Source organism: Acidipropionibacterium thoenii DSM 20276 (genome assembly GCF_000423445.1).
GTDB lineage: Bacteria > Actinomycetota > Actinomycetes > Propionibacteriales > Propionibacteriaceae > Acidipropionibacterium > Acidipropionibacterium thoenii.
In genome coordinates, this window is record NZ_AUHZ01000023.1 from 1 (window position 1) to 23,335 (window position 23,335).

Below are 23,335 nucleotides of genomic sequence, written 5' to 3' on the forward strand. Positions count from 1 at the left end.
ATCCGCGCCAACCAGCCTTGGGCCTTCGTGGCCCGGCTCTCCCGGGCGATGGTCGTGGCAGCGGCCACCGGCATGCTGACATTGGTGGCCTCGGACCTATGGGTACTGGCCATGGCCTACGGGCCGGTGCGCCTGGTCCTGCTGGCGGTGATGGCGATCGGGGCGGTGAGTGCCACCCTGATCCTGGGAGCCGACTTGTGGGAGCGCCCACGGCGGCGAGCCCAACGTGAGCAGTTGATCCTGTTCAATTTGGCCACCACCGCGACCGTGGCCATCGGGGTTGTGGTGTTCTACCTCGGCTTATTCATCCTGTCCTGGCTCGGCGCCCTGCTGCTCATCGACGAGCAGGTACTGGCCGGTGTCGCCGGTCACCCAGTGAACGCTTTGGACTACGCGAAGATCAGCTGGCTCACCGCCAGCCTGGCCACCGTGGGCGGAGCAATAGGAGCTGGACTGGAGGACGACGATGTGGTGCGCGCCGCTGCCTACACCCGGCCCAGCACCTGACACAGCCCCAGCACGCCACGCCCAGTCCTTCGGCAACTCGGGCCATCGACAGGTGGCCGACGACGATCCCGACCAGACCCCACCGCAGGCCGGCGCGGGAGATCTTGGCCCGCGGCGGCGCCGCAGCGGTGGTGTCCTGACGCCACACGTGCGAGCACTCCTTGCAGCGGTAGCGGCGCACGGTGAGCACCAGCGTGGTAGGGCGCCACCCGAACGGCTCGTGCGCCAACTCCCTGCTCACCGTGTCACGGGGCACGCCCTGGCAGCCGCACCGCCTGCACCAGTCGTCCGGCTCCACGACCCGGCACGCCAGCACGGACCGGTCAGGCTCGAGCAGCTGGCCGGTGACCTCCAGACCGAGGCCGTCGAGGCGGGTGAAGGTAGTCAGGTCAGGGCGCGTGAAGGTAGCGTCAGGCACGTCGAGGTCTTCCGGACGGGTTGTGTGAGAACTCCCATCATCGGAAGACCTCGACCCTCACCCCGACACCGACGCGCCGCCCCAGGTCGCACCACAGCTACACCCTCATCTGTGAAGAGCCCGTTTCCCTGAGGTGGACGCGAACGGGGAGCCGGGGGCTCAGCTGCGCGCCGAGGCCCTGCTCGAGCTGTCCTCGGAGGTCTGATCCGCGGTGGTCTGGGAGGCCTGGGAGGCCTGATCCGGGTGGTCGGCCACGGAGGGGCTGCGATGGCGCCGCCCTCTGGGCACCCAGTCCCTGGGCACCGCCTCACCGCGGAACCAGGAGGCTCGCACCGCGTGGCGGGTCCGGCGGTCATCGGGGATCGCCAGCGGTCGGGCGGCCAGCACTCCCAGGCTGGAGCCCGCCGCCAGGGCGACCCCGATGAGGATCGCCTGGGCCAGCACACTGGCCCCCGACCCCGGCGCCGGCAGCCCCAGTTGGCCGGCCATCAGCATGTAGAGCCCTCGGTAGAGCATCATCCCGGGCATCAGTGGCACCACGGCGATGGTCACCAGAGCCACCTGCGGCACCCTCCAGCGCTTGGCCGCGGTGGCCGAGACCAGCCCGATCAGCACCGCTCCCAGCCCCGATGCGATGACCATCGATCCGCTCAGCCACATCCCGACCAGGTATCCACCCCAGCCCAGCGCTCCCAGCACACCGCTGACCCCCAGGGTGCGTGGCCCGGCATGAGCGGTGGCGCCGAAGGCGATCGAGGCGATCGCCGAGGCCAGCACCTGCACCCACCATCCGCTGGTCCACGGCAGGGTCGGCGAGATGTGACTCGGGACGCCGAGCTTCAGCCCGATCCACAAGGCCGTCATCACCCCGAAGATGATCCCGCCGGTCTGCATGATGACCTCGAGGAAGCGTCCCGAACTGGTGACGTAGTAGCCGTCCAGGGCGTCCTGGGCGGCTGCCACCGCGCCGGTTCCGGCTAGCAGGGAGATCATCCCGGCGGCCACCACCAGCGACGGCGACAAGGGCAGATGCGCCCCGGCCACCGAGACCAGCAGCATCATCCCCAGTGCCACCGCGGTGGGGATCGCCCCGCCGACGGCCTGCACGAAGAAGCTGGCGACCCGGCGTCTGGCCAGTCCCTGGACTGCGACATCGACCAGGCAGGTGGCCAGGAAGGCGATGATGACGTCCCACACCGTGGCGCCGTAGAGGGCCGCCATCGACGCGCCCAGCACCCCCATGTTGGCGGTGACGAACCAGCGCCGGTACATCCGGGGCGCCCGCACCACATCATCGAGACTGCGCCTGGCGTCATCCAGCTCGATCTGCCGGCCGGCGACCTGGCCGACCAGGGTCTCCAGGCGTCCCAGCCGTTGGTAGTCGGGGGCGCGCACCTGGACCACCCGCAGGGCGGTGATGGGGTCGTCGTCCAGGCTGCGGTGTTGGGTGACGATGACCGAGGTGTTGGTGATGTCGACGTGGATCCGGATGCCATAGGCGTCGGCAATCCGAAGGGCCATCGCGATCGACTCGGCCAAGGAGGCGCCCACCGAGATGGCGATCGCGGTGACCCGCATGATGAGGTCGAAGACCCTGCGGGCCTCGGCGGCGGCCATGTCGTCGCGCGCCGCGGCCAGATCCCTGCCCGGGTCCACCGGCTTGGTGCCCCGCAGGTAGCGCTCCAGGGGGATCCGCCAGAGGCTGCGGGAGCGATGGGGCCAATCGCTCTGCTGAGCTCTCACCGCGTCGCCTCCTCCACCCGTACCGGGTTCCGGGGCTACTTCAGCACAGCTCCACGAGTCGGCTCAACCCGGGCCCCCGGGTGGCCGGGTTCAGTCGGGTCGCCGGGCGGGGTCCGCCGAGGATCCGACACAGATCTTCCCGGCCCCCGGCCTCCCTGTGACGGCCCTGTCCGATGCCCCGCGGCCGCAACGGCGTCGCCCCGATAGGCTGGAGCCGTGCTGATTGCCACCGATCTCGACGGAACCCTGGTCCGAGCCGACAACACCATCTCGTCACGGTCGCGGGCCGCGATCCGGGTGGCCGAGTCGGCCGGAATCCCGGTGGTGCCGACCACCGGGCGCCAGATTGGCGGCCTGGAGACGGTGCTGGACGCCTTCTCCCGCTACGCGGTGGTGAGCAACGGGTCGCTGGCCTTCGATCTGGCCCACGACATGAAGGTGCTGTTCTCGTTGATGACGCCGGCTGCCACGGTCCGCTCCTTCGCCGAGACGGTCCTCAAGTACGCCCCCCATGCGCAGTTCGCCTCGGTCCGCGAGGACGGCCGGGTCTTCGCGGTCACCGAGCACTATCTGGATCAGATGCGCCCCGATGAGCTCGTCAAGGATCCCGCCGAGTTCGTCCAGGTGGACCGCGAGGACATCTTCAGCCACGACTGCCTCAAGGTGATGGTGCGCACCGACGAGATGAGCACCGATGAGTTCATCTCCCGCACCCTGGCGCTGCGGGTTCCCGGCGCCCACACCTCCAACTCCGGCTTCCCGATGGTCGAGGTGTGCGCCGAGGGTCACGACAAGGCCCACGGCCTGGACCGGCTGTGCAGTCTGCTCGGGATGACCAGCGCCGACGTCGTCGCCCTGGGGGATGGCGGCAATGACGCCGAGATGCTGGCCTGGGCGGGTCGCTCCTTCGCGATGGCCGACGGCCAGCAACTGGCCAAGGACGCCGCCACCGACATCGCCCCGCCACTGGCCGAGGAGGGCTTCGCCCAGGTCGTCGAGTCCCTGGTCGAACAGGCCGCCTGATGCTGATCGCCACCGATCTGGACGGCACCCTGCTGTCTCCCGAGGGCACCATCTCCGCGCGCACCCGGGCAGCCATCGCAGCCGCCGAGGCGGCCGGGGCGCCGGTGGTGCCGGTCACCGCCCGCCAGCTCTACGGGCTGACCGGGATCCGCGAGGGGCTGGGCAGGTGGGCGCTGTGCAGCAACGGTGCGATCTGCTGGGACCTGCACGCCCAGACCGTGCTGTTCGCCCTGCCGATGACCTCGGCAGTGGCGCGCCGGTTCGCCACCGCACTGTCGCAGGCCGCGCCGGGAACGGTCTTCGCCGCCATTCAGGACAATGGCCAGTACTTCGCCTCCCAGGCCGGCTACCCGGATCTGTGCGTCTTCTCCGACCACCACCGCGACCCCGCCGAGATGCCCACCCTCAGCCTGGCCGAGGTGACCGGGGCCGACTGCCTCAAACTGGTCGCCCGCCATCCCCGCCTGTCGGTGCCGCAGCTGTCGCGGATCGCCGAGACGGTCGCCGACCCGGCCGAGGTGCACATCACCAACTCCGGGGCCGGGATGCTGGAGGTCAGCGCGGCCGGGGTCACCAAGGACACCGGGGTCGCGATGCTGGCCGAACGGCTGGGGATGACGCGGGCCGATGTGGTGGCCTTCGGCGACGGCGACAACGACGTCGAGCTGCTGGCCTGGGCGCCGCGATCCTGGGCGGTGGCCAATGCGGTCCCGGCCGCACTGGCTGCGGCGAACCACCGGGCTCCCTCCAATGCCGAGGACGGCGTCGCCCAGATCATCGAGTCGCTGGTGGCGGAGGTCCGGGCGGAGCCGCTCGCCGGGCAACGGCAGCTTGGCGTATGATCGCCGCGTCGCACGGCGTCGATGGGGCCATCACCCCGGAGCCGCCGGAAGAACGGACACGTGGCGTCTCGCCGGGTGATCGTGGAGTCCTGGGCCGAAAGGCACCTACTCCTCGAGAGGCCGGCCGACAGGACGGCCACGTGGCTCACTAGAACCGGCAGCGATGCAAGGAAGTGGCAGCTGGCGGCCCGGACCGGGACCCAGCTGCAATGAGGGTGGTACCGCGGGTGCCCCGGAGACCTCCGGGAGCTCGTCCCTCGTCGAGATCGGACGACGAAGGACGCGACCATCGCGATGAGCGACGCCATCAGCCCCCAGCAGAGCGCGGGCACCACACCCAGCGCCTCGAACGGCACCTCACCAGGCTCCTACCGGGCGGTGCCCCCCCAGATCGACCTGCCGGCGATGGAGCACGAGATCATCGACCTGTGGGACGCCAACCACACCTTCGAGAAGTCCCTGGAGGCCACCAGGGACGGCGAGCCGTGGAACTTCTTCGAGGGTCCGCCGACCGCCAACGGCCAGCCCGGCACCCATCACATCGAGGCCCGCGTCTTCAAGGACGTCTTCCCCCGGTTCAAGTCCATGCAGGGCTACCACGTCGACCGCAAGGCCGGCTGGGACTGCCACGGACTGCCGGTCGAGCTGGCCGTCGAGCGTGAGCTCGGCTTCTCCGGCAAGCCTGACATCGAGAAGTACGGCGTCGAACCCTTCAACGCCAAGTGCCGCGAGTCGGTCTCCCGCCACGTCGACGCCTTCACCGAGCTCACCCGCCGGATGGGCTACTGGGTGAACATGGACGAGGCCTACTGGACGATGAACCCCCAGTACGTCGAGTCGGTGTGGTGGGGGCTCAAGCAGATCTTCGACAAGGGTCTGCTCGGCGAGGACCACCGGGTCGCCCCCTACTGCCCGCGATGCGGTACCACGCTGTCCGACCACGAGCTGGCGCAGGGCTACCACGACGACCGCGACCCCTCGATCTACGTCCAGTTCCCGCTCACCTCCGGGCCGCTGGCCGGCCAGGCGAAGCTGCTGGTGTGGACCACCACCCCGTGGACCCTGGTCTCCAACACCGCGGTGGCGGTGCGCCCCGACGTCACCTATGTGGTGGCCCGCCGCAAGCCCGTCGACGCCAAGGAGTCCGACGCCGACGCCGCCACCGACAAGGTGGCCGCCGATCTGGGCAAGGTCGAGCCCGGCACCGACCTGGTCATCGCCGAACCGCTGTTCGACGCCGTCCTGGGTGACGAGTGGACCCGCACCGGACAGTCCTTCACCGGTGCGCAGATGGAGTTCTGGACCTACCAGCGCCCCTACGACTGGGTGAAGTGGCCGGCCACCGACCACCGCACCACCGACGGACGCACCACCCCCGCCGACGCGAACTTCGTCATCCTCGCCGACTACGTCACCACCGAGGACGGCACCGGCTTGGTCCACCAGGCACCGGCCTTCGGCGCCGACGACCTGGTCACCTGCCGGGCCTACGGGCTGCCGATGGTCAACCCGATCCGCCCCGACGGCACCTTCGAGGCCGACATCCCGATGGTCGGCGGGATGTTCTTCAAGACCGCCGACAAGCCGCTGTGCGAGGACCTCGAGAGGCGCGGCATCCTGTGGCGTCTGGAGATGCACTGGCACTCCTACCCGCACTGCTGGCGCTGCGACACCCCGCTCATCTACTACGCCCAGCCCTCCTGGTACATCCGCACCACCCGGATGAAGCAGCAGCTGATCGCCCAGAACGAGGCCACCACCTGGTACCCCGAGACGATCAAGCACGGCCGCTACGGCGACTGGCTGGAGAACAACATCGACTGGGCCGTCTCGCGCACCCGCTACTGGGGCACCCCGCTGCCGCTGTGGCGCAACGACGACGACCGCGACGACGTCATCTGCATCGGATCCCTGGCCGAGCTGTCGGAGTACGCCGGACGCGACCTCACCGGGCTGGACCCGCACCGCCCGTTCATCGACGAGATCACCTTCGAGCGCAACGGGCACACCTACCACCGGGTCTCCGAGGTGGCCGACGCCTGGCTGGACTCCGGCTCGATGCCCTTCGCCCAGTGGGGCTACCCGCACGTGCCCGGCTCCAAGGAGAAGTTCCTGGCCCACTTCCCGGCCGACTTCATCTGCGAGGCGATCGACCAGACCCGCGGCTGGTTCTACACCCTGATGGCGGTGGGCACCCTGGTCTTCGACCAGTCGCCGTACCGCAACGTGCTGTGCCTGGGCCACATTCTGGCGGCCGACGGCCGCAAGATGAGCAAGCACCTGGGCAACATCCTGCTGCCCATCCCGCTGATGGACAAGCACGGCGCCGACGGGGTGCGCTGGTTCATGGCCGCCGACGGGTCGCCGTGGAGCGCACGACGGGTCGGCGACGACACCATTCAGGAGACGGTCCGCAAGGTCCTTCTCACCTACTGGAACACCGTCTCATTCCATGCCCTGTACGCGCGGGCCAACAACTGGTCCCCCGCGGGAGCGGCCGCCCCCGCCGTTGACAAGCGCCATGTCCTCGACCGATGGCTGGTCTCGTCGACGAATGTGCTGGTGCGCGACGTCACCGAGGCGCTCAACGACTTCGACACCCAGCGCGCCGGTGCCCTCCTCCAGGAGTTCATCGACGAGCTGTCGAACTGGTACGTGCGCCGGTCCCGTCGTCGCTTCTGGGACGGCGACCCGAGCGCCCTGTGGACCCTCCACGAGACCCTCAACGTGCTCACCCGGCTGATGGCCCCGATCACCCCGTTCATTACCGAGCGCGTCTGGCAGGACCTCTTCGTGGCCACCGATCCGGACGCCCCGGAGTCGGTGCACCTCAGCAGCTGGCCGACCGTCGACGAGTCGGTCATCGACGAGAGCCTCGACGAGTCGATGGACCTGGCCCGCCGGGTCGTCGAGCTGGGTCGTGGCGCCCGCGCCGAGGCCAAGGTGAAGCTGCGTCAGCCGCTCAGTCGGGCGCTGATCTCCGGATCCCATCTGGCCCGGCTCGACGAGTCCCTGCAGGCCGAGATCCGTGCCGAGCTCAACGTGGTCCGGCTGGAGTCCTTCGGCTCCTCCGGCGATCTGGTCGACCACACCGCCAAGGGCAACTTCCGGTCCCTGGGCAAGCGGTTCGGCAAGGTCACCCCGAGGGTCGCTGCGGCGATCGCGGCGGTCGACGCCGGGAAGCTGGCGGCCGACCTGGCCGCCGACGGCCAGGTGACCCTCGACGTCCCCCAGGCCGAAGGCGGCAGCGCGGTCATCGGGCCCGACGACGTCATCATCTCCGAGCGTCCCCGCGAGGGCTGGAGCGTGGTGAACGAGCAGGGCGAGACGGTGGCCCTGGATCTGGAGATCACCCCGGAGCTGGCCCGCGCCGGTCTGGCCCGTGAGGCCGTCCGGTTCATCCAGGACACCCGCAAGCACGTCGGCCTGGAGGTCTCCGACCGGATCTCGCTGAGCTGGCACGCCGGCGAGAAGCTGGCCGAGGCGATCCGCGACCATGCCGGTGAGATCGCCGACGAGGTGCTGGCCACCTCGATGGAGGAGGCCGAGGCCGGTCAGGACTGGGCGACCGAGTCCGATCTGGGGCTGTCGATCAAGGTCGTCAAGGCCTGAGGGCCGGGACCCGGCGACCTGCGTGCCGTGCAACCGGGATTCCCGGTCCGTGATCCGCGGACCGGGGGTCCCGGTTGGAGTCCCGAAGGGTCTTGGCAGCTACGAGTCGCGGTGCACAGGCGGTTCGGATGGACGTAGGCGTCAGGCAATCTGCACCAACCCCGGCTCCTGTGAATGGCCAGTGCCCAGGTCTTACTCATCTGGACTCTTCCGGGACAGTTGCCAGTTCCTCGGCGTCATGATGGTGGACGCCGAGCCGATCGAGCACACTCTCTATGGCCCGCGCCACCGCCGGGTGGCGGTACGAGCCTCGCTGTGTTCCTCCAAGCAACATCGCCATATCCGCGTAGATGTGCTTGGGGAACTGGTTGCCTGATGCGGTGATCGAGGCGCACAGCTGAGCGATGGGGAAGTTGACGGCGTAGGCCCCCAGGTCGATCGAGTAGACCACCGGCAGGAAGCTTCTCCAGATGGCTTCCATGCCGAACAGCCCGTGTGGCCAGGCAGTCTCGACGATCTATGTGGCGCCTTCGAAGGTCGCGGCAACGGACTTCCCAACCAGTACGACTTTGCCCGCGGGCAAGGCTGCGCTGAATCGGAGCCCACACGTGATGGCGACGATCAGCAATCGGACTTCGCCAGCGTCGACCGGCGGGGTGAGGCTACCAATATCGCCACTACCGTCCTACTCCTCACACTCCAAACTCAATGCACCGCAGGAAGGAGAACCGAATTTTCATTTTCCCGGGCCCTGGAGCGCTGCCGTTATTCCGGGATTTATACTATGAGCTGGGGCGCTTGCCGGGTTGACCGCCCGGCAAGCGCCCTCACCCATCGAAACCAGTGTTGGAGAACTCTGTCAGTACTTGCTCCGGCATGTCCAGAGGGCTGCGATCATGGAAGCGATCCCAGATGGACCAATGCCGGCAATCGCTCCCTCAACGCATCCGATCTCGATGGTTGCAGCACAACCCGCGACCGCACCAGCAATTGCGCCACTGATTCCAGCGTCTGTCATGCAGTTGTACCATGCCTTGTGAGGCGCCCTCGCTCTTCTGGCATCGACATTTGAACTGTCAGACGTGCTCTGAACCTGGTTCTCAGAAATCGTCAACGTCGCTTCGCGCGAGTTCACTAGTTTCCACGACAGCGAGGTGAACACGATGCCTCGGTTGGCGGCCAAATTGCTGAGGTCGACGGTGTCGATCGTCATTCCCGAGCGGTTCTTTAGAGCGAGAGCCGAAGGATGTTGAGTGGTTGATAGGCTGTAGTCAGTACCTATTCTAAGATCGAGTTTTACTGTTCTATGACCGGAATCCAATGAATATTTGATAAGGTATGTGCCGGGAGATACTGTCTCCGTCTTTGGGGACACACGATGCGGGCCACTGTCAGTGGTTTGGGCCAGTTGTGTGGCAGTGTCAGCCGTCGCACGGTCAGCATCTGGCGACGATGTGGCGCTGGCAGATGGTAGGAATGACGTAAGTGCAACCATGGTGCCGACCAACATTGTTGTGATCTTGACTGGAATTCTCATCGGGGCTTGGCCTCCTCGTTGAAGTGGTATGAGGTGCGGGTGCGCTGCCCGGTCTCTCGTGGAACATGCTCTCGAGATGTGGACACGGTATCCTTCGGGTGACGGGGTGTCAACGAGGAGTGTAGGGTTGAAGGAAATTCAACGGTCTGGAGGTCGCTCATGCAGAGGCCAAGCTCACTGATGGCCCAGAGCTGTCTGGATCAGGCGAGAGCTGCGCAGCGAGAGGCGGCTCGGATGCCGCGGCGCCCATATGGAGCTCTGTTGGTCGGCATGTCCGTCCTGCAGGCGACGCTCCTCGTGATCATCAGCATTGCGATGTTCGGGTCGTCGTGGCGTTGGACGACAGCACTCGTGCTGTTGGCCTCGGGGATCGCGGTGTCGTTCTTGGGAGGTTGGGTCGCTTCTGCACTTCGAGAGGGCCTTCCCGAAGGTTTCGGGAGTCTTGACAGATTTAGAAGGATCTGGAATAAACGCATGGCCATAGGAACTGCTGCGGTCTCTGGAGCTGTTGCACCAAGTCTTTTGGAGTCTCACCCGGGATCCGCGAGTCCGCTTGTTTTTCTAGTTGTGGTACTTGGCGTTGTATCGATCCTTCCCCAACTCTACATGGGGGTTCGGCTATGGATGAAATGACTGATCCAAATACGTTATTAAAACGCTGGGACAAAGTATTTACATCTCCGATACGGTTTACGATTACTGCGGCTATTTCGCGTCAGGATACAGTTTCATTCTCAGCACTCAGAAGGATTCTAGGGATCAGCTCCGCGCTGATGAGTAAACATGTATCGGTGCTGGAAGGCGCAGGCTACGTTGACGTCCACAAGATACAAGAGGGCCGGAAGGTCCTCACTGAACTGGAGCTCACGCCACAGGGAAGAGCGGCGTTTGACGGACAAGTGGCGCTTCTCGAAGAAATATCTGGGACTCACCAAGGGGATGGTCCGAATGAAAAATAGTATAAGCCGTGAGAGCTTGGTGGACAGAAAGGGCAATAGTTCGACCGGAATTCTGTTGGTATTTTCGGTGGCCTGTCTTGTAGTCGCTCTTTTGTGTGACTCTCCGGGGTTGGTATATGGTCGCGTTCTTTCTCTGCTTGCTTTCGCTGTTTGTATCATGGCTGTTATTTGGTCGCGAAGGCGACGTCGCTAGAAAACTGGGTTCGGCCGCGTCATTCAGGCGCAGGTGTGCCCGGGGGCATTGAGCTACCTCATGAGATCCGCGTAACCCGCATGGACGTAAGCGTTGGATATCCGCATGACACCCCGCTCGACCTGGCCCTCCGGGTCACTCACTGCCGCTCGAGTCGTCGGACCGGCCCTCCAGCCTGCGCCGATCCCGCGACCGGTGGGAGCTGTGGCCCCCGGTGAGCACCGGGACCAGGAAGACCGGGATGAGGATCACCCACCACCACTGCCAGCCGGTGGCGAAGCAGAAGATCAGTGCCGCCGGCCAGGTGAGGGCCGAGACCACTTCGAGGGGCTTGCGCCGGTTCGAGGTCTCGACCTTCGAGGGGATCGGGGTCGCCACCACGAGGCTGGAGGGGTCCTTCGGCAGATCGCCGAAGAGCTCGTCCAGGTCGGCCCGGGTGTGGGCGGCCAGGGCGGCGGCCATCCGGTCGTCGAACTCCTCGGCGGTGAGCCGTCCGGCGACGTGGTGGTCGCGCAGCGCCGCCACCGCGGCGTCACGGTCGGAGTCGCCGATGCGCAGGTTCGGATCCATGGGTTGAGGGTAGTTCAGCCCGGTCCTCCCTGCGGCGGGTACATTCTGCTTCGACCAGTGGCCGGTGCACCGAGCACCGCAGGACGCCGGATAGACTGCGGTGTCCGCACCAACGGGAGGATTGATGACGCGCGTCGTCCAGAAGTTTGGCGGGTCCTCGGTGGCCGACGCCGAGTCGATCAAACGTGTTGCCCGCCGGATCGCCGCGACCAGACGGGCCGGCAACGAGGTGGTCATCGTCATCTCGGCGATGGGCGACTCGACAGATGACCTGATGGACCTGGCCCTCAAGGTCTCCCCCCAGCCGGCCCCTCGCGAGCTCGACATGCTCCTCACCACCGGTGAGCGCCAGTCGGCGGCCCTGCTGGCGATGGCGCTGTCGGATCTCGGCGTGCCGGCCCGCAGCTACACCGGCTCCCAGGCCGGGGTCATCACGACCGCAGCGCACGGCAATGCGCGCATCATCGACATCACCCCGGGTCGGGTGGAGAAGTCGCTGAGCGCCGGCAATGTCGTCATCGTGTGCGGCTTCCAGGGGGTCTCCCAGACCACCAAGGACGTCACCACGTTGGGTCGCGGCGCCTCCGACACCACCGCGGTGGCGTTGGCCAGCGCCCTCAACGCCCAGTACTGCGAGATCTACTCCGACGTCGACGGGGTCTTCACCGCCGACCCCAGGATCGTCCCCGAGGCGCGACGGATCCCCGAGATCAGTTACGAGGAGATGCTGGAGATGGCCGCCTGCGGCGCCAAGATCCTGCACCTGCGCTGCGTCGAGTACGCCCGCCGGGAGAACGTGCCGGTGCACGTCCGCTCCTCCTTCTCCGACAAGCCCGGCACCTGGGTCAAAGACCTTGCTGACATCACGAAGGGACCAGCCATGGAAGAGGCCATCATCTCCGGGGTCGCCCACGACCGCTCGGAGGCGAAGATCACCATCGCCGGAATCCCCGACGCCATCGGCCGGGCCGCCCAGATCTTCGGCATCATCGCCGACGCCGGCATCAACATCGACATGATCGTCCAGAACGCCTCCCGGGTGATGAACGGGCGCACCGACCTGTCCTTCACCCTGCCGATGGACAACGGCCGCACCGCCGTCGAGGCGCTGCGCGAGGCGAGGGCCTCGATCGGCTACGAGCAGCTGCTCTACGACGACCAGGTCGGCAAGGTCTCGGTGATCGGTGTCGGGATGCGCTCCCACCCCGGCGTCACCTCCACCTTCTTCCAGGCCCTCGCCGAGGCCGGCATCAACCTGCAGATGATCTCGACCTCCGAGATCCGCATCTCGGTCGTTGTCGCCGCCGAGCAGGTCGACGAGGCGGTCCGGGTCGCCCACACCGCCTTCGGCCTGGACGCCGACGGCGAGGCTGTGGTCTACGCGGGGACGGGACGCTGACCGGCCGTCGGGGCTCGAGTCAGCAGCCCGCCGACCCGAGCTCGCGACCTCCCCGGCGCCCCCATCTGTCCGAGGCGCCGGCATCCGGCTCGCCCCGCTCCGGCACCGAGGAGGGGATGACGCCGTCCGGCCCGGTTGCCGCGGGTAGCACTCCTCCCGACGTCTATGACCTGCTGGACGTCCCCCAGGACTCCATCGCCCCGGTGCCGACCTTCGACGTCTACGACTCGGTGGACCCGGATGCCACCATGCTCAGCTCCGACATCGCCTCGCGGATCCAGGAGCTGGAGAGGCTGGAGCTGGACCGGCGCACCGACCTGCAGCGTCAGGCGCAGGCCCGCAGCGCCCGGGGTCAGACCCCCCGGCCGTCAGCCGCGGCCGGCCTCGACGAGCCCACCCGGCAGGTTCCCGACATCGGGCAGCCCGGCACCGGCCTACCCGATCTGACGGGAGCCGGATCCCCCCGAACCGGTGCTCCCGGGATTCCCGGGTCTGCCGGCGAGCCGGGACCCGAGGCCGGCACGCCGACTGCCGAACCCATTCCTGCGGCAGCTGAGACGCAGCTGTCGGCATCCGGGACCGATCTGGCCCGGGCCACCGCCGAACAGGCCTCCGCGGAGGCCCGGGAGTCGGCCTCGCTGAGACGAGCCAGCGCCGTGATGGCGGCCGGCACGATGGTCTCGAGGGTGCTGGGACTGGTCCGCAGCTCACTTCTCACCACTGCGATGGTGGGCACCTCGCTGGCCCTGGACACCTTCCAGGCCGCCAACACACTGCCCAATGTCATCTTCAACCTGCTGTCGGCCGGGGTCCTCAATGCGATCCTCATCCCGCAGATCGTCAAGGCGATGAAACGCTCCGACGGGGGTCGGGAGTTCGTCGACCGGCTTCTGACGGTCTCCTTCGTCGCGGTCGCGATCGTGGCGGTGCTGGCGACCGTGGCCTCCCCCTGGCTGCTGGATCTGTACTTCTCCGGATCGGGTCCGGCCCGGGCGCTGACGGTCTTCTTCGGTTTCATCTGCATGCCGCAGATCCTGTTCTACGGGCTCTACGCGATCCTCGGCCAGGTCCTCAACGCCCGGGGCCAGTTCGCCGCCTTCATGTGGAGCCCAGTGCTGGCCAATGTGATTCAGATCGGTGGGCTGGTGTGGTTCCTGGCCCAGTTCGGCGCGCACGGCAATCCCGGCGACTGGACCGCCCAGATGGCCTGGGTGGTGGCCGGCACCACCACCTTGGGGATCGCCGTCCAGGGGCTGTTCCTCATCATCCCGCTGTGGCGCGGAGGGTTCCGCTGGCGTCCCCGCTGGGGGGTGCGCGGCTACGGCCTGGGGGCTGCGGCCCGGCTGACGGTGTGGACCTTCTCGGCCCTGCTGATCGCCCAGATGGTCGGGATGGCGACCAAGAAGATGCTGTCCTATGTGCGGGTGCACCATCCCGAGGTGTCCTCGATCAGCGCCCTGGACAATGCCTTCCTGATCTTCATGCTGCCGCACGGCCTGATCACCGTCTCGATCCTCACCGCCCTCTTCCCGCGGATGAGCTCGGCCTTCGCCGACGGCGACACCTCCGGGCTGCGGTCCCTGGTTCGCAAGGGCCTGACCTCACCGGCGGTGCTCATCATCCCGTGCTCCATCGCGATGGTGGTGCTGGCGGTGCCGGGGGTCCAGACCATCTGGAGTCTCCAGCGCGGCCAGGTCCTGCCGCTGGCAGGAGCGGTGGCGATCATGGGCGTCGGGTTGCTGCCGTTCGGCATCTCGACCCTCCAGCAGCGGTACTGCTTCGCCCGCGAGGACGGCCGCCAGAATCTGGTGATGCAGGTGATCCTGTCGGGTTCCCAGCTGCTGATGGCCACCCTGGTGCTGGTGCTGCCGGCCAGCTCGGCACTGTGGATCGTGGCCGCCTCCCAGACCATCAGCAACTTCATCGTGGCGATCGTCTGGATGGTCGTGGCCTCCCGGCAGATGAACGGGCTGGGGATGCGCACTGTCACCGGCTTGTGGATCAAACTGCTGGTGGCCTCGGTGATCGCCGGGATCCCGGCCGGTGCCGCGGTCTGGGCGATGGACCCGCTGGGGGTGCGAAGGCTGTACTCCCTGATGGTGCTGGCTGTCGGCGGGGTGGCCTTCCTGGCGGCCTTCGTGGTGGTCGCGAAGCTGATGCGGATCCGCGAGATCTCCGACTTCCTGGAACCGATGACCCGGAAGCTGCGCCGGCTCCGCAGGGCCTGAATCGGCCCGGACCCGCGCTGCGCAGGCGGTCGTTCCATCGGGGAGGTGCGCAGATTACTCCGCAGACGGGGGGTCGTGCAGCTGTGCCTGCAGCCATGCCCGTCTGCGGAGTGATCTGCGCAGTCGACACGGCCCGACAGCCATCTGAGAGGGCGCAAACTGGGTCAGGACGTGAAAGCGGGAGGCCGCGGCGCGAAGCTCGCGACCTCCCGCGGTCCACCACTGCCGGGGGAGGGCGCGATGGACACCATCACGGGATCTGGGGGAGTTCCCGTGGTGCCACACACGTTAGGCGGTACGGGTATCCCGGTCAACCCCCAGGTGCCGAACCAGTCCGGGATTTCACTGGAAGGGAACTTCTGCCGATCGGCGACATCTGCTGACCGCCCCTGACACCTCGTCCCGCTGGGGTGCACGACAGCCCTCAGGCGGTGGGGTGGGGCGGCGCCGACCCCCGGCCCATCCGGTCACCTGCCCGGGTGATCGGACCGTCATCCCTTGCAGAGGTAGCCGTTCTGGGACAGCGTGGTGGTCCGGCAGTAGCCGTGGGCGGTCTTCAGCCCCCCGGTGTTCAGCGTCAGCTCGGAGACCGTCACCAGGACGTAGCCCTCCTTGGTGAGAGTGGAGACGATCGTCGGGACGGCGGCCACCGTGAAGTCGTGGATGTCGTGCATCAGGATGATCGGGCCGGTGTAGATCGGCACGTCCTTGAAGACCTTGTCCTCGGTCTTCTGGGTGCTCTTGGTCTTCCAGTCCTCGGTGTCCACGCTCCAGTTGACGATCGCCAGGTTCAGCTCCTGGGCGACCTGGTCGACCGTCGCGTTGTGGTCGCCGTAGGGAGGACGCATCAGCATGGGATCACGCCCGATGAGCTTCTTGATCCTGTCCTGGTTGCCGGCCAGCTCCCGGCGCACACCGTCGGACGACAGGGTGGACAGGTCGGGGTGGGTGGTGCTGTGGTTGCCGACCTCGAATCCGGAGGCCGCCACCAGAGTGGTGAACTCCGGGTGCTCGACGATGGCCTGGCCCAGCTGGAAGAAGCTGGCGGCCCCCTTGACCTTGTTGAGGTCGTCGATCACCTGGTCGGTCTGGGAGCCGGGGCCGTCGTCGAAGGTCAGCGCCACCGCCTTGACGACGTTGCAGTCGATACCGACCGCGGTGGTCGGGTGGGCGATCGGCTTGGGCGCCGGAGAGGCCGAGCCGGAAGCCGAGGCGGAGCCCGATGCGGACGGGCTGGACTGGTCATTGTCGGTGGTGGCCGTCGAGTCACCGGGCAGCGGGTGCAGGTTCGGGGAGGCCGAGGGCGCCGGGCGGTCGTTCGGGGCCTTGTACCAGACCGTGGTGGTCGACGGCGTCCCGGAGAAGGCACTGGGGTGATTCGACGCCCCCTCGGCCTTGGCCCCCAGATCCGACAGCAGCGGGGAGACCACCTGACGGTCCACGGTGACCTGGACGAAGTCGGTGCCCAGCACACCGGGGGGGAAGGAGACGATGAAGGCGCGATCGGTGCCGAAACCCATCGCCGGGCCGGTGCCGTAGGGGGCGGCGACATCCTGCAGGGCCTTGGCGGCCTTGCCGGCGTCCAGCCCCTGGCTGGCGGCCCGGTCGGCGACTGCCTTGGCGAAGGCATCCCAGCCCGGCCAGGAGATCAGCACCGAGGGGGAGAAGGTCTGCGACATCGTGGCGTCGTACCACAGGGTGGTGGGGGTGGTGGTGGTCCGGCCGGCGACCGTGACCGCGGCACGGACCTCGACGCCGATGACGTCGGTGGAGGCCGCGATGTACTGGCTGGTGATGGTGACCGAGCTGGCGTTCTTCCAGCCGGCCTGGCGCAGAGTCCGCTCCCGGACCACCTCGAGGGCCTGGGAGAGATTGCGGGCCAGCGGGATCTGCGGCACCTGGGCGCTGATGGCGCGTGGCTGGCTGGCCTTCAGCGAGGTCGGCGTCGAGCCCTTGATGAGGGCGGCGTCCGCAGACGTGAACTTGGCCTCCGCGGCGGCCTTCGAGGCCTTGTCCTCCTGCGATTTCGATGGTGCGTCGTTGCCGCTGCAGGCCGCCACCGACAAGGTGGCTGCCAGTCCGATCGTTGTTCCGCAGAAGGCGCGTCGCGAAAGTCTCACGGCCCATAGATTACAGTCCCGGTCCGACATCTCCGGTTTCGGCGAGGTCGGCTCCGGGAACTCTCAGACTTCTCAGGCGGCTGCGGCCGGACTCACGCCTGCCGAGGTCCCTCGGCCCGCCCTGTCGTCGAGCTGGAGGACGCCGCGCCGCTGCCCGAGGTGCGGTTCTCCTGCCCGGATCGGACGCTGTCGCACTCCCCGGCGGGGGACTCAGCCAACCCGTCCCGGGGGGATTCGCGCCTCTTCTGGCGGTTGCTGGAGACCAGTGAGGTGATCACGGTGACCGTCAGCACCGAGAGGATCACCAGCAGCGACAGGTTCGTGGAGATCTCGGGGACGTGCACCGGATGGCCGCCATTGATGAAGGGTAGGGCGTTCTCGTGGAGGGCGTGCAGCACCAGCTTGACGCCGATGAAGCCGAGGATGACGGCCAGCCCGTAGGACAGGTGCACCAGCCGGTCCAGCAGCCCGTCGAGCAGGAAGTAGAGCTGGCGAAGCCCCAGCAGGGAGAAGGCGGTGGCGGTGAAGACGATGTAGGCGTTCTGGGTGAGGCCGAAGATCGCCGGGATGGAGTCCACCGCGAAGAGGACGTCGGTACCGGCGATGGCGAGCATCACCAGCATCATCGGGGTCATCACCCGCCTGCCGTTGTCGAAGGTGGTCATCCTGTCGCCGTCGTAGTGGTCGACGGCCGGCACCACCCTGCGGGCCAGCCGGACCATGATGTTGTCGCCGGCGTCGGCGTCCTCCCCCTTGTCATGGCCGCGCAGCATGCCGGCCGCGGTGACCAGCAGGATCGCGCCGAAGATGTAGAAGATCCAGGCGAAGGAGTTGACCAGGGCGGCGCCGGCCAGGATCAGCCCGGTGCGCGCGATGAGCGAGAACACCACACCGAACATGAGCACCTTCTGCTGGTTCTCACGGGGCACCGCGAAGCTGGTCATGATCACCAGGAAGAGGAAGAGGTTGTCGACGCTCAGCGCCTTCTCGGTGACGTAACCGGCGAAGTACTCCTTGCCGAGCTCGGGACCCGCCGCGATCCACACCCCGACCCCGAAGACCAGCGCCACGCTGACGAACACCGCCGACCAGATCGAGGCCTCCTTGAGGCTCGGTGCATGGGCCTTGCGGATGTGGGTCATGAAGTCGACCGCCAGCAGGGCGATCAGACCGGCGATGGTGAGGGTCCAGACGAGGGGGCTCATGGGGCTCCTAGGTGGGCGGATCTTCGGGTGCGTGACTGGCCGGGACCGGAGGATCCTCCGGACAGACTCAGGGGTGGGACGCCGCAGCCCCCGGATCGGTTCCCGGTTTCGCCGACCGCGCGACCTTTCCCGCCAGCAGGCAGCCGACCAGCACCAGGGCGAGCAGCCAGATCATCAGCCAGGCCCAGCCCGCGGCGTGGAAGACGTGGCCCGACAGGTACCCCAGGATCGAGGAGCCCAGGTAGTAGCAGGTCAGGTACATCCCCGACGCCTCCCCCCGGCTGCCGGGGGCCAGCGCACCGACCCAGCCGGAGGCCACCGCGTGGACGGTGAAGAAGCCGTAGGTGAGGGCGGCCACCCCCAGCAGCATCACCCACAGGTTGCCGATCGCGGCGATCGGCAGGCCCACCACGCACAGCACGGTGCCCACCAGGATCGCCACGCCGCGTCCCCGCTGGGCCGCCATCCGCCCGCCCCGCGCCGAGGCGAGGGTGCCGAAGAGGTAGAGCAGGAAGACCAGGCCGGCCAGCGACGGCGGCATCCCGAAACGGCCGGTGAGTCGGTAGCCGAGGAAGTTGTAGAGGGAGACGAAGACCCCCATGAAGATGAACCCGACGCCGAACAGGCCGGCCAGCCGGGGGTCGCGCCACTGGCGCACCATGGTGGCGATCTCCGAGCGCAGGTGGAGGACCTTGGGCCTGAAGCGGCGCTCCTTCGGCAGGATCACGGCCAGCACGATGCTGAAGGTCAGAGCCAGCGCCATGTCGACGTTCAGGGCGGTGCGCCATCCCGCGAACTGGAGTACTCCCGAGGGCAGCAGTCGCCCGATGAGACCGCCGACCGAGTTGCCGGCGACATAGAGTCCCATCGCCCTGGGCAGGTCCTTGGGGTGGATCTCCTGGGCCAACCAGGCCATCGCAGTCGCGGGGACACCCGACAGCAGCAGCCCCTGGAGGCCGCGGCCGGCCACCAGCCATCCGAGACTGGGGGCGAAGGCCAGCAGCTGGCCGACGATCGTGGCGGCCAGGGCGGAGAAGACGATGACCCGACCGCGGCCCAGTCGTTCCGAAAGGATCGATGCCGGCAGGATCGCCAGGGCCAGGATGCCGGTGGTGGCGGAGACGGTGAGTGCGGACTGGGCCGGGGAGGCGTGCAGGTCGGTGGAGAGCTCGGGCATCAGGGCCTGGGTGCAGTACATCGCGTTGAAGGAGGCCAGGCCGGCGAAGAGCAGGGCCAGCGAGGCTCGGTGGTAGGAGGGCTGGCCGTGGCGCAGCCCCTCGACGAGTGGCTGGTCGCCGGTGCGGGGGACTCCGGACAGGGAATCCTCTGATGAACGGCGAGAGGGGACAGCGGCCGGGAACGTCACCCATCTACTGTCGGTCCGCACCTGCACGAATGGAAATGCATTTGAACGCCGCTTCTGATGCATATGGCGGATAAGCTGACGATGTGCTGTCCGACGACCTGTCCTGGTTCCTGGAGCTCGCCGAGACCGAGCACGTGGGGGATGCCGCAGCTGTGCTGGGAATTCCGCAGTCGACCCTGTCACGGCGTCTTGGCCGCCTGGAGCACCGGATCGGGACGACCCTGTTCGACCGTCACGGCCGCTCGCTGGCCCTCAACTCGCGCGGTCAGGTGCTGAGGCGGCGGATCCGGGCGGCTGTCACCCAGCTGGATCTGGGGGAGTCCGAGGTGCGTCGGCTGCTGGACCCCGAGACCGGGCTGGTGCGCTTCGACTTCATGCACTCCCTGGGCACCTGGCTGGCGCCCCTCGTCATCCACCGGTTCGTGCGGGACCACCCGCGCGCCGAGATCCGGCTCCATCAGGGGATCGGCACCGAACTGCTCGAGAGGGTGATCGCCGACGAGTCCGATGTCGCGCTGTGCTCCCCGCAACCGACCGGGGAGGGGCTGGCTTGGCGGGAGGTGCTGCGCCAGCCGCTGGCCCTGTGCGTCCCCGTCGATCACCCGCTGGCCGGCCGTACCGCGGTCCGGCTCTCGGAGGCCGCCGGGGAGAGATTCATCTCGACCCCGACCGGTCTGAACTCCCGGGATCTGCTGGAGAAGGTCGCCCGGGACGAGGGACTGGACATTCCGGTGACCTACGAGTCCGATGAGCTGTCGACCATCGTGGGTCTGGTGGTGGCCGGGGTCGGGGTGGCGCTGTTGCCGTCGGGGGATCCCCACCTCCAGTTGGCGGGGACGGTCTTCGTGCCGCTGCTCACCGAGCGGACCAGGGAGGTCGGATTGGTCTGGCGGGCCGACCAGGATGTCCGTTCCACCCCCGGACTCCTGCTCGCCACCGCCCGCCATGCTCTGGCCGGTTGAGGCCTCGGCTGCGGCGTTGCTGGGACCTCGGTTGTGGCGCTGTTTCCGAGGAGGTGGAGGTTGCACTCGCGGAACTGGGCTTGGGGCGCTGGGAGCGAAGGAGAGGCCACTTCCGCGAGTGAAATGTTCACCTGGGGGTTCGGCGCGCAGCACTTTGGCTGCATCTGACGGTGGTGGGGGCGTAGTTCCCGGATCTCGGCTCGCGGCGGTGTTGTCGGCGGGGAGGTGGAGGTTTCACTCGCGGAACGGGTTGGTGTGGGCGTGACGGGCCCCGTCGGGTGGAACTCCCACTCGCGGAGCCGGTCTTGGTGCGCTGGGGGCGACGGAGAGGCCACTTCCGCGAGTGAAATGTTCACTCCAGGCAGCATCGCGCGAGCCGTTCAGCCCAGGGGTCACCTACTGGGGAGGCGGTGGGATCGTGGAGATCCCTGGTGCCTGCGAGGGCCAGATGAGTTCAACGGTGCACGGCGCGTGGTCCAGGACGAATCGGGCGGCCCGTCCCAGGCTCCGCGGGCCCAGCCGGGTACGGTCCCCGTCGCGAGCCATCACGAGCCAGTCGGCATCCTCCACTGCGCGGGTGATCGCCCGTTCGGCAACTCCGGTGACGATCATCGTGCCGGACTCAATGGTGTCGCCGTCAGGTCCCGTCCTCAGCCGGGCGCTCGCCCTGGTCAGCAGATCCTCCGCCTGCTGGCGAGCCATTCGCGCGAAGTCGCGTGGAGGGCGGCGGCGTCCCCTCCCCATCAGTGCTCTCTCGACGCCCGGCGGCACAACCTCCGAGTCGTCGGCGGCAGCCAGCAGGGTGATCTGGTCGGCACGGTGATGATCGCGCAGGGCATCGATGACGGCGGGCCAGGTGCCGGGGCCGATCCAGGCGGTAACTCTCATCGTCAGCTCGCTCCCATGAGTGTGGCTGCGGCCCACAATGCCACAGTGCATCCCACCAGGCAGGCGGGCACGGTGATGAGGCCGAGCCGGGTGAACTCGGCAGTCTCGGCCCGGTGATCGTGGGCGATGACGATGCGGCGCCACAGCAGTGTGGCGAGGGAACCCACGTAGGTGAGGTTCGGACCGACATTGACGCCGATGAGGACGGCGAGCACCGCGGTCGGACCCGATCCGGAGACCAGCGGGAGCATCACCAGGACGGCCGGCAGGTTGTTGACGAGGTTGGCCAGCAGGGCAGCGAGCAGACAGATGATGAGCAGGCTCACCAGACCGTCCCCGCTGGGGATCACGGTGCGCATCGCGGCGGCCACACCGTGATCGACGACGGTGGCCACGATGATGCTCAGGCTCATCACGAACAACAGGAACCAGGGGTTGGCGGCCCACCCGAGTTCTTTGACCTCCGCGAGTCTCTCCCCGGGTTTCGGCGAGTTCTTCACCAGCCTCTTTCCGGCGATGATCAGGACTCCCACCAGGGCTGCCCAGAAGGGCTCGGCGCCGAGAGTCGACAGCACCACGAAGCCGGTCAGGGTGAGCGCGAGAACGACGAGGGAGAACACCGGAACCGCAGTCTCCCGGTCCTGAGTGTCCTGCTCGCGAGGACCGCTGTCGGGGCGATCGTCCTCCTCCTGGTCGTGTGCATCCTGCTCATCGAGCCCGGCGCTGACTGACAGGTCGGTGGCGAAGTAACGGCGGTGTGCGATGTACTCGATGAGTATTGCCACCAGCCAGGGGCCCACCATCAGTGCGGCGAACCGGGGGAAGGTCAGTCCCGCCGCTGAGAGAGCCAGCAGATTCGTGAGGTTCGAGACGGGGAGCAGCAGAGAGGCAGAGTTGGCCAGATGGGCGGTGCCGTAGACGTAGGGCCTCGGCCGCGCTCCGACCCGCGAGGCGGTGGTGAAGATCACCGGGGTGAGCAGCACGATGGTGGCGTCCAGGCTGAGCAGAGCAGTGGTCACAGATGCGGTCACGAAGACCAGCGCCAGCAGCTTGACCGGGCTGCCCTGGGCTCCCTTGGCCATCATCCGTCCGGCGAGGTCGAACATCTCCTCGCGCTGACACAGGTGGGACAGCATCAGGACACCGGCCAGAAAGAGGATGGTGGGCAGCATGTGACTGACCTGGGACCAGGCCTCCGTCCAGCTGATGGCCCCCAACAGGCAGAGCAGGAGTGCACCCGGGACAGCCGGCACTGCCTCAGGGAGATCCTTCGGGCGTACGACCGCGAACACCAGAACGATCGCGAGGATGACCGCCGCGGTGGCCTCAGCGGGCCAGGAGTTCAGCACCCCGACACCTTAGAGGTTCCGCCGGTAGGTCATGGTTTGCGGGTGGGTCGGGTGTTCCAGCGGTGGGTGGTCCAGGCTCGGTGGATGAGCTGGCGGACGATGATGGCTCTTCCCAGATGAGGGTGTAGCGCACGTCGCGCGGCGGGCCGGCGCGTCGGTGGCCGGATAGAGGTCGAGGTCTCCCGAGGATGAGAGCTCCTACACACTCAGCCCGAAAGACCTCGACGTGCACGACGCTACCGTCGGCGGGCGCGCTGATGCGTTCGCCAGCCCCGACCTGACTGCCTTCTGCCGCCTCGACGAACTCGGCCTCGTTGTCACCGGGCAGCGACTCGAGCCGGATCGTGCCGTATTGGCCTGCCAGGTGGTCGAGCCCGACCAGTGGTGCCGGCGCTGCGGCTGCGAAGGGAGACC

Annotated in this window: 15 protein-coding genes and 4 pseudogenes; 9 read left to right on the forward strand and 10 right to left on the reverse strand. The window is 67.6% G+C overall.

The annotated features are described in order from the left end of the window. Positions 1-507: pseudogene (locus G554_RS0108270) on the forward strand (hypothetical protein); the annotation flags it as partial. 13 nt (positions 508-520) lie between these two features. On the opposite strand, the pseudogene G554_RS17265 reads toward G554_RS0108270, so the two are convergent. Next, positions 521-925 (reverse strand): annotated as a pseudogene (locus tag G554_RS17265) (ISL3 family transposase); the annotation flags it as partial. A 159-nt stretch (positions 926-1,084) separates the two neighbouring features. Continuing rightward, entirely contained in the window at positions 1,085-2,581 is a 1,497-nt protein-coding gene (locus G554_RS15455) for a threonine/serine exporter family protein (protein WP_425393350.1), read from the reverse strand. A 303-nt stretch (positions 2,582-2,884) separates the two neighbouring features. Here G554_RS15455 and G554_RS0108280 point away from each other — a divergent pair, with 303 nt between their 5' ends. The 3 genes from G554_RS0108280 (at position 2,885) to ileS (ending at position 8,145) form a co-directional block, all read left to right on the forward strand. Next, entirely contained in the window at positions 2,885-3,691 is an 807-nt protein-coding gene (locus tag G554_RS0108280; protein ID WP_027587541.1) for an HAD family hydrolase, read from the forward strand. Then, positions 3,691-4,533 (forward strand): HAD family hydrolase, encoded by an 843-nt coding sequence (locus G554_RS15460; protein ID WP_036925152.1) that lies wholly within the window; start codon positions 3,691-3,693, stop codon positions 4,531-4,533. The genes G554_RS0108280 and G554_RS15460 overlap by 1 nt, the downstream gene beginning before the upstream one ends. 294 nt (positions 4,534-4,827) lie before the next feature. Beyond that, positions 4,828-8,145, forward strand: coding sequence for an isoleucine--tRNA ligase (gene ileS / locus G554_RS0108295; protein WP_027587542.1), 3,318 nt, complete (start codon positions 4,828-4,830; stop codon positions 8,143-8,145). Positions 8,146-8,341: 196 nt separating this feature from the next. On the opposite strand, the gene G554_RS0108300 is transcribed toward ileS, so the two are convergent. Both G554_RS0108300 and G554_RS18115 read right to left on the reverse strand, forming a co-directional pair. Continuing rightward, positions 8,342-8,626, reverse strand: coding sequence for a hypothetical protein (locus tag G554_RS0108300; protein ID WP_027587543.1), 285 nt, complete (start codon positions 8,624-8,626; stop codon positions 8,342-8,344). Between the two features lie 378 nt (positions 8,627-9,004). Further along, positions 9,005-9,358 (reverse strand): hypothetical protein, encoded by a 354-nt coding sequence (locus G554_RS18115; RefSeq protein ID WP_127843522.1) that lies wholly within the window; start codon positions 9,356-9,358, stop codon positions 9,005-9,007. Positions 9,359-10,302: 944 nt separating this feature from the next. On the opposite strand from G554_RS18115, the gene G554_RS17270 reads away from it, so the two are divergent. Then, positions 10,303-10,641, forward strand: a complete 339-nt coding sequence (locus G554_RS17270) for a transcriptional regulator (protein WP_084149411.1) — start codon at positions 10,303-10,305, stop codon at positions 10,639-10,641. A 328-nt stretch (positions 10,642-10,969) separates the two neighbouring features. On the opposite strand, the gene G554_RS17835 is transcribed toward G554_RS17270, so the two are convergent. Next, on the reverse strand, positions 10,970-11,404 hold the full coding sequence (locus G554_RS17835; RefSeq protein ID WP_051232740.1) for a DUF1707 SHOCT-like domain-containing protein: 435 nt from the start codon (positions 11,402-11,404) through the stop codon (positions 10,970-10,972). Between the two features lie 124 nt (positions 11,405-11,528). Here G554_RS17835 and G554_RS0108310 point away from each other — a divergent pair, with 124 nt between their 5' ends. Further along, the gene (locus tag G554_RS0108310; RefSeq protein WP_027587544.1) at positions 11,529-12,803 is read left to right on the forward strand and encodes an aspartate kinase; all 1,275 of its coding nucleotides are present in this window, start codon (positions 11,529-11,531) and stop codon (positions 12,801-12,803) included. A gap of 116 nt (positions 12,804-12,919) precedes the next feature. Further along, on the forward strand, positions 12,920-15,031 hold the full coding sequence (gene murJ, locus G554_RS15470) for a murein biosynthesis integral membrane protein MurJ (protein ID WP_027587545.1): 2,112 nt from the start codon (positions 12,920-12,922) through the stop codon (positions 15,029-15,031). 491 nt (positions 15,032-15,522) lie between these two features. On the opposite strand, the gene G554_RS0108320 is transcribed toward murJ, so the two are convergent. From G554_RS0108320 to G554_RS0108330, 3 genes are all read right to left on the reverse strand, one after another. Beyond that, the gene (locus tag G554_RS0108320; RefSeq protein ID WP_154654230.1) at positions 15,523-17,151 is read right to left on the reverse strand and encodes a polysaccharide deacetylase family protein; all 1,629 of its coding nucleotides are present in this window, start codon (positions 17,149-17,151) and stop codon (positions 15,523-15,525) included. A gap of 92 nt (positions 17,152-17,243) precedes the next feature. Continuing rightward, on the reverse strand, positions 17,244-18,356 hold the full coding sequence (locus G554_RS15475) for a TerC family protein (protein WP_084648419.1): 1,113 nt from the start codon (positions 18,354-18,356) through the stop codon (positions 17,244-17,246). Positions 18,357-18,423: 67 nt separating this feature from the next. Then, positions 18,424-19,722, reverse strand: coding sequence for an MFS transporter (locus G554_RS0108330; RefSeq protein ID WP_245570000.1), 1,299 nt, complete (start codon positions 19,720-19,722; stop codon positions 18,424-18,426). Between the two features lie 83 nt (positions 19,723-19,805). Here G554_RS0108330 and G554_RS0108335 point away from each other — a divergent pair, with 83 nt between their 5' ends. Continuing rightward, the gene (locus G554_RS0108335) at positions 19,806-20,684 is read left to right on the forward strand and encodes a LysR family transcriptional regulator (protein WP_027587548.1); all 879 of its coding nucleotides are present in this window, start codon (positions 19,806-19,808) and stop codon (positions 20,682-20,684) included. A gap of 396 nt (positions 20,685-21,080) precedes the next feature. Here G554_RS0108335 and G554_RS0108340 read toward each other — a convergent pair whose 3' ends face one another. Further along, positions 21,081-21,572, reverse strand: coding sequence for a universal stress protein (locus G554_RS0108340; RefSeq protein ID WP_027587549.1), 492 nt, complete (start codon positions 21,570-21,572; stop codon positions 21,081-21,083). 107 nt (positions 21,573-21,679) lie between these two features. After that, positions 21,680-22,921: pseudogene (locus G554_RS0108345) on the reverse strand (SLC13 family permease); the annotation flags it as partial. Positions 22,922-23,147: 226 nt separating this feature from the next. On the opposite strand from G554_RS0108345, the pseudogene G554_RS0108350 reads away from it, so the two are divergent. Continuing rightward, positions 23,148-23,335, forward strand: a pseudogene (locus tag G554_RS0108350) (ISL3 family transposase); the annotation flags it as partial.

Bases quoted from the DNA above. Each gene is read 5' to 3' on its own strand.
- G554_RS15460 (WP_036925152.1), top strand. From the start codon at position 3,691: ATGCTGATCGCCACCGATCTGGACGGCACCCTGCTGTCTCCCGAGGGC.
- ileS (WP_027587542.1), top strand. From the start codon at position 4,828: ATGAGCGACGCCATCAGCCCCCAGCAGAGCGCGGGCACCACACCCAGC.
- G554_RS0108300 (WP_027587543.1), bottom strand. From the start codon at position 8,626: ATGGAAGCCATCTGGAGAAGCTTCCTGCCGGTGGTCTACTCGATCGAC.
- G554_RS18115 (WP_127843522.1), bottom strand. From the start codon at position 9,358: ATGACGATCGACACCGTCGACCTCAGCAATTTGGCCGCCAACCGAGGC.
- G554_RS17270 (WP_084149411.1), top strand. From the start codon at position 10,303: ATGGATGAAATGACTGATCCAAATACGTTATTAAAACGCTGGGACAAA.
- G554_RS17835 (WP_051232740.1), bottom strand. From the start codon at position 11,404: ATGGATCCGAACCTGCGCATCGGCGACTCCGACCGTGACGCCGCGGTG.
- G554_RS0108310 (WP_027587544.1), top strand. From the start codon at position 11,529: ATGACGCGCGTCGTCCAGAAGTTTGGCGGGTCCTCGGTGGCCGACGCC.
- murJ (WP_027587545.1), top strand. From the start codon at position 12,920: ATGACGCCGTCCGGCCCGGTTGCCGCGGGTAGCACTCCTCCCGACGTC.
- G554_RS15475 (WP_084648419.1), bottom strand. From the start codon at position 18,356: ATGAGCCCCCTCGTCTGGACCCTCACCATCGCCGGTCTGATCGCCCTG.
- G554_RS0108340 (WP_027587549.1), bottom strand. From the start codon at position 21,572: ATGAGAGTTACCGCCTGGATCGGCCCCGGCACCTGGCCCGCCGTCATC.